General features: G+C 44.1%; 5 protein-coding genes. 4 read left to right on the top strand and 1 reads right to left on the bottom strand.

Translation table 11 applies throughout. The features are described from left to right. Window positions 1–172 precede the first annotated feature (172 nt). The 3 genes from AC1RR2_RS17700 (at window position 173) to AC1RR2_RS17690 (ending at window position 2,146) form a co-directional block, all read left to right on the top strand. Window positions 173–796: a DUF3885 domain-containing protein gene (locus AC1RR2_RS17700; protein ID WP_493223602.1), complete on the top strand. Its 624-nt coding sequence runs from the start codon at window positions 173–175 to the stop codon at window positions 794–796. 52 nt (window positions 797–848) lie between these two features. Continuing rightward, complete coding sequence (locus tag AC1RR2_RS17695) at window positions 849–1,181, top strand: hypothetical protein (protein ID WP_493223601.1); 333 nt, start codon at window positions 849–851, stop codon at window positions 1,179–1,181. Window positions 1,182–1,321: 140 nt separating this feature from the next. After that, entirely contained in the window at window positions 1,322–2,146 is an 825-nt protein-coding gene (locus tag AC1RR2_RS17690; RefSeq protein ID WP_493223600.1) for a carboxylesterase family protein, read from the top strand. Between the two features lie 35 nt (window positions 2,147–2,181). Here AC1RR2_RS17690 and AC1RR2_RS17685 read toward each other — a convergent pair whose 3' ends face one another. Beyond that, window positions 2,182–5,223 carry a DUF2135 domain-containing protein gene (locus tag AC1RR2_RS17685; RefSeq protein ID WP_493223599.1) on the bottom strand — a complete coding sequence of 1,014 codons (3,042 nt, stop codon included), beginning with the start codon at window positions 5,221–5,223 and terminating at the stop codon, window positions 2,182–2,184. Between the two features lie 372 nt (window positions 5,224–5,595). Here AC1RR2_RS17685 and AC1RR2_RS17680 point away from each other — a divergent pair, with 372 nt between their 5' ends. Then, window positions 5,596–5,886 carry a hypothetical protein gene (locus AC1RR2_RS17680; RefSeq protein WP_493223598.1) on the top strand — a complete coding sequence of 97 codons (291 nt, stop codon included), beginning with the start codon at window positions 5,596–5,598 and terminating at the stop codon, window positions 5,884–5,886. Window positions 5,887–6,000: the final 114 nt, after the last annotated feature.

The following is a 6,000-nucleotide window of genomic DNA, read 5'->3' as shown; positions in this document are numbered from 1 at the left end:
CCAAACAAAATCGAGCTGGAACCCGCGCCGTTATGGTGTTTCTTAAGCTTTTATTGCAATTTAACCGGACACTAGTGGTTCTTGCTCGAAGAAGATATGACAGATCGGTTTAGAAAATTTTGCGATTTCTCCGTTGTTTGTGAACAGTGCTATGCAAGCATTAAGGATCATCATGAATCCAAAAATTAGTAGGTCAATCGAGGACATTTTTGGGATTCAAGTGTGCGGGGATGCGCTGTTCTATGCGCACCCAGACAGTTTACGGTTTGAACTATCGGAAGGTGGAGAACCGTTAGAGCAGGTGCTGACAGCATTACGAAAAGCCGCGCTGATTTGTGAAGATTTGTTTGATGCAGTTGATTCATTAACCGTTTGTTTGCGGAGATTCGCTGGGAATGATAAGTTCGCACTGCGCAAAGTTTTACGTGAACTAAAAAATGCGGGTATTGCAATTCCAGAAGAGCGTGAAATTTGGTTTGACCCCGTTCCATTCGAAGACAGGTTTGATGAGGACATTGAAGAATGGTGGATAAGCCTTGCGTTTCAATTACCGACAACGAAACTACAGAGTTTATTTTGGTGCGCTTTTACAGTAGATTTCCCATCTTTGCATCCCAATCCCCGTTGTGACGTATACATTTTCAATTTTAAAGATCGTGTATTAGTGCATCCTTATGATGATAGAGGTATGGATATAATTGGGCCAAATAAGGATTTTTTAAGAAAACTATACGTAAAGCATAATAGCTTCCTCCTTGATTATGATCGAGCGAGAATGTCAAAATCCTTTGAATAGATAAACAAAATAAGTGACTAGAAATTTTTCACTTTGATATAAGTTAAGTGCGATGAACATAAATGAGTTCTACAAAAACAAAAGCCTCGTTTTGGAGGAATGGTGGTTAGATGAATGCGCCTTTCCTGGTGAGTGCTGGGCAAGACTTAGAAAATTTTCCGACGGAACTTGTGATGTTAAATTCGATGTAAAAGATGAAGACAAATGTTATGGTTTTGAAGATATGGAAAGTGCTCACCACTTTCTTCTGGAAGATGAATTCATCAGCTTTGACATGTACGATGCCGAAGATGAAATTCAGTATGGAGTTAGGAAAGAAGATTTACGGCCTCCATCGTGGTTTCCTCCTGCGTCAAAAGAATTCGAATATGTAGGGCAATATTAGTTGAAGCTTAAAGCTAAAGAATATCTTTCGATTTTATCCGTGAATTCGTACATGACCACTCATCGGTGTGGTGCCAAAAGAAAAGACGCGTTCCACAATTCAATAGTTAAACTTCAAATCAAATAATCACAACCCAATCAATGAAAAAAACAAAAACACTCATTTTCCTCCTCTGCGCAGCCCTGACAAGCTGCGCAAGCGTCACCCCAAAACAAGAACTGATAGACAACCCCACTCCCCTGTCACGAGAAATTTTCAACACGGTATCCGCCGACCAATTTGAGAGCGTCATTTTTACCTCATCACGCGGTGCGCAATTGCCCTATCGCTTGCTGCGCCCATCAAAACTAATTCCAGGAAAAATTTATCCGCTGGTCGTGCAACTGCATGGCTCAGGAGAAATCGGGACTGACAATCTAAGGCAATTAGACCGATTGGCAAAAAGCTGGGCAATGCCGGATGTTCGCGATCGGTATCAGGCTTTTATTTTGATTCCACAGTTTGCTATCAGAAGTGCGAACTACGGTCCTGCGTCGCCAGATCAACATGCCGTGCCTTCGGCTATGTTGAATGACACAGTTGAGCTAATTAAGCAATTTAGCGCAGCGAATCCCGTGGATAAATCACGTATCTATGCCTCGGGATTTTCTATGGGTGGCTCAGCAACTTGGCTGCTAGCAAGCATCGCGCCTGATATGTTTGCGGGCATTGTCCCCATGTGTGGCGTCGCACCGCCCAACTCTCTAGCGAGCATTTTTACGAATCTCCCTATCATCGTAATTCATGGTGACGCCGACTTAGAAAATCAGATTACCGCTGATCGACGCTTCGTCCAAGCGATTGCTAATCTAGGCGGGCAGCAAGTCACCTTGAGAGAATACAAAGGGCTGAAACATCAGCCACCGTCCGATACCTATCCTGGATACTGGTGGCGTGACTGGCTATTTAATCAGCAGCTCAAATAAGGTCTATCAATTTTTTTTATTGGTGAAAGCTACATTTATTCCACGTCGAATTCACCCACAAACACCGTACTGCCCGCTTCTTGTAAGCGTAACGTCAGCATTTTTTCCTGTGCTTTGGATGTGCCAAAGTGCAAAATGAGTTTGACTTGCAGTGTCGTTGCACCGGCGATGATTTGTTGGCGGTTGCCGTAGAAGTTGGTTTCAATTTTGTATTTACCGGGAAGAGCTTTGCGTAGTGAAAATTCTTCTGGCCCATAACCTTGTGTCGCGTCACGGGTCATGCGTCCACCTTGCGCCGTCGCATTATGACCGAAGTAGCATTTTTCACCTAAGGGATCGCTGACCCATAAATCCATGTCACTGTTATCCGCATCCCAGGTCATGACGACGCGAATGTCGAGTGGAAGATTCTTCAATAGTCGTTTGTCGATCGCACTCAGATTGAGATCAATACCTTGCGTTTGCGCCTGAACGATGATGGCATTCATTTCAGCTAAGCTTATTAATTCGATATCGACAAATCGACCATTCCATTGCCCTTGCACTACTTGATAAAGATTGTCGATGGCGGCTTGATATTGTTTATTGGCTGCCAGTGCTAAACCATAGTCGCGGAATGATTGCGGCTCTTCTTGCGCGATGTGGGTAATTTTCTCGAAGATCGGTAAGGCAATGTCGGCTGCATTCGCTTCCAATAATCGGTAGCCTAAGATACGTAGAACGGCACGATTTTCCAATTCCATTTCTGCCAAGTTGGAAAGTACACGTAAGGCTAAGGCACGCTCTCCTTTTTCAAATAACATATCAGCCGCATCTAGAAAAAACGCACTGCTATTGGTGTAGCTAGGTTTTTCATCGAGATAGATTGAATACAAATTCGCTTTGTCCGCTTCTTTCATACGACGAATATACGCCGCATCCGACGTCCATTTTTTCATGTTGATGCTGAGCTGCTTGTTAGCACTAACGATTGCTGTCACTTCTCGCGAGTCTGTGGCGCGGATACTCGAGCCTGTGACAGTGACACTGGACATTTCTGTTGCACGTTCAGATGGTGCCGCTACCATGGCGATGGGCATCATAGGAGGCTCAGATGGGCGAGCAGGTGTTGGCGCAGGTGCATATTCGATTCTAGATGCTTCATTGACGGCTCTTGCACTCACTTCGGACTGAGCATTTCTTTGTTCCTCAATACGAACTTTCGCTGCCGCAAGCGTTTTTTTATAGGCCAGAATCTTTTCACTGAAATCCGTTTCCCACCAAGTTACTTTTCCTTGAAATTGGCGGACAATACTTTCAAGTTTGTTTTGTTTTTGTTTGCTTATGCCCAGTTCAGATTGCACTTGCAATTGCTCGACTTCTTTACGCAACTCTTCTGGTGGCGTGATGTTATAGCGTGCATAATCGCTCGCCATTTCTAAAACGATTAAAGACGTTTCACTGGTGGGAATACTAAATTGCTGACCGATACGACGAATTTCACCACGAAAACCTTCCGGGTTCGCCTCTAAATTTTGCAAACGATAGCGCGCCCAAAGATGGGCAGCCAAAGGATGCTTAGGCGCCTCACTGTGGATACTGAGTCGACGTTTGCTTATTTTTCCTTGATCCATCAAACGCAATTCCAATGTACTAGCCGGCGCGCGCAAAATACCACTGATACGTAGCAAATTTCCACTCGGCGTCCTACTTTCAAAATGCAGATCGCTGATATTGTTTCCCGTCGCATCGAGTACACGCACACCTTCATGCAGTAATGCTTGCGCGGCTTGTCCTGCATGCTCACGTTGGATATGAATATAACGCCCACCGTTTTCTTGTGCCAGGGTGCTAAGGCTGGCGCTATTGATGCTACTGGCTGAAGAGAGTGTAAATAGTCGCTGGTCTTTGTTTAAAATCGGGTAACTATTTTTTCCGTAGTTGAGTAAACCATCACTGAAGAATAAATATTCCTCGACCTGAGGTTCTACTTTCCAATCACCCAAGGCACTAGCGCCATCATAAATAGTAGTTTCCAATTCCTTGCGCAAGCCAGTCCAATTGCCATCTTTAATGAAAAAGCCAACAGTGTCTTCGGGACGATCACGCAAACGTGTGAGTCGTACTTCGGCATTGGCAACCGCTTTGAAATACAGATCTAATTCATAGAGCTCGGCTTGGATGTCGCGATTTTTTCCTGAACTGGAACTATCCCACAACAGCCCTATTACCTTGGGTAAGGTGCGTGCTTGTAAAGCATTGGCTAATTTAACTTCAGCTAAAAAATAGCTTTGTCCTTGAAATTCTTGAATGAAGCTTTGTGTTTTTTGTGTATCCGCTATGTGTATCAGTAAGGGGCTGTTTTGACTGAGATTTTGATCATCTAATTGCAATACCCGTTCTTTTCTTTCTTGTTTGAAGTGCCATTTTTTCGCAGCTAAAGTAGCGTATGCATTACTACTCTCACTGGTGCTTCTAATCGTGATGCGTGACGATTTCGCTCCTTTAAAACTTGCTAAAGCAAGAGGCAATTGCCACTGCCCATTCTTGTTTTGCAAAACATGGGCGAGTTGTATTTCTACGGTGCGTCTGCCCTGCGCGGGTAAAGGAAAGATGCGTAATTTAAAATTATTTCCTTGCGTGACTTCGAGCAAACCAGGATCCACTCCGCGCCGTTGAATCTCCTCAAATACTTGGCGGCCTTTGGCTTTTTCTACTGGAACTGCAGCGCGTTGTCTGCCATTGATGTCGAGCGAAAAACCAGTAATACTTTGTCCATCGTGCAGAGGAAACTCCAAATTGCCTTCAAGTACGCGATTATTCGGATTGTAAAACACCATCGTTACACTGGTTTGCGCCATGCTGCCGGCAATCACGGTATTGATTTCTAAGCGCTCGAGTTGAATGGCTTGTTCGGCTTTGCCCACCCGAACAAGTGGAGGCAAAATCGGACGCGGTAGAGAGGGAGGAACTTCAGGAGTGACTATTGATTTTTGCGGAGACGTGGTGCTCTGCGCACGACTCGTTTGTGCACAACTAATACCAAGTGCTAGTGCGAGCACGACTATCATAAGGTGGTGCTTTTGTTTTTGTAGCACAGCAAACTCCTAAAGGTGGTTTAACCAGTTTTTAGACATAAGCAGAATTGGCAACTTAATTAATTTCATTCACGCCTTCATCTAGCGCATTTTGAGCGGGCAAGTTGATAGTGCTATGCGATTTGGGGATACACTTCTGCATTCTGGCATTAAGGAAATGGGACGAAAAAGTCATGTTGACAAGTGTAGTGGATAATTTCCACATAGTCATGCCTATTTGCATAGTGTGGAAGTGGGTATTAATCTGATTTTCCATTAGGTACATTTGACAATCATCGTCAAGGCCGAGGCCGAATTGCCGGAGCATCTCATCGACAAAGTGTCGCAGACCATGACGACCAAACAGCCCACATTAATTGAAGATTCCTCGATATGAATGAAACGCAAAAAAAAGAAATTCTAGCCATGGCTAGAACCGCACATGATTTGACTGAAACTTCGTATCAACAGAATCTGGCAAAACGTGGCGAAGCTGCTTGGGCTGATAAGCAGAGATTACTACTCGCGGACATGGCTCTACATTTATTGCAAACCGCATTGAAGGACGGCGACCTTTCTGAAGATGATTTGAAAAGAAATCTGTTTTCTATTTTGACTATTTCTGATCAGTTTATTCAAGGCTATGATTTGAAAACTGTCGCGGAGGCGCTGTATGCTACTTAATAAAAACAGCATGATACGCTCGAGTTCTTTAATTGATAGACATCCTCGGAATCAATCTCATTTTGTACCGAAATCGAAACATGCAATACTTGCCGGGACCCAGGGACTATAATT

The sequence above is a fragment of the Undibacterium sp. GW821-FHT11H02 genome (assembly GCF_058808015.1).
Note: the sequence above shows the minus strand (reverse complement) of the source record. Positions and strands in the feature narration are given on the sequence as shown.